This window comes from Pseudomonas crudilactis (genome assembly GCF_013433315.1).
Taxonomy (GTDB): domain Bacteria; phylum Pseudomonadota; class Gammaproteobacteria; order Pseudomonadales; family Pseudomonadaceae; genus Aquipseudomonas; species Aquipseudomonas crudilactis.
The window spans coordinates 1-686 of record NZ_WXVV01000058.1 but is presented as its reverse complement, the minus strand read 5'-3'; the positions used below and the strand labels follow the sequence as shown (position 1 = coordinate 686).

Genomic DNA, 686 nt, shown 5'->3' with positions numbered 1-686 from the left:
TACAGCTACGGCGCCTACGGTCAGGTCACCGCCGAGCGCGATGAACTGGGACGCATCACCCGCTACGAATACGACGATGACCTGCACCTGGTCTCGCGGCGGATCAACCCCGACGGCACGCGGGTTCAGTACCGCTACGACCATGCGCAGTTATTGCTCACCGAGATTGAAAACGAATCCGGGGAAAAGTACCGGCTGGATTACACGCCGACCGGGCTGATTCGTCAGGAAAGCGCTTTTGACGGCCGCCGCACGGCGTACGCCTACGACCTCAACGGGCATCTGCTGGAAAAGACCGAGTTCGGGGATGACGGCTCTTGTTTGCTCACCGCTTATGAGCGCGATGCTGCCGGGCGTCTTCTGGTCAAAACCCTGCCCGACGGCATCAAGGTCAGTTACCAATACGACCGCCTCGGCCGACTGATCAGTGTCGACGACGGTCAGCAACACCCGCTGGCCTTCGAGTACGACCGTCAGGACCGGCTGATCACCGAACATCAAGGCTGGGGCACCCTGCGTTACCGCTACGACGCCTGCGGCCAACTCCAGCGCATGCGCCTGCCGGACAACAGCAAACTCGACTATCACTACGCCAAGGGCGGTGCACTGGCCGCCATCGACCTCAATGGCGCATCGCTGACCCGCCATGTCTACCAGTCGGGCCGCGAACAACAACGCCAGCAGGG

At 62.0% G+C, this 686-nt stretch carries 1 pseudogene; it reads left to right on the top strand.

What is annotated here, in order from left to right:
- Nucleotides 1–686: pseudogene (locus GTU76_RS29760) on the top strand (RHS repeat protein); the annotation flags it as partial.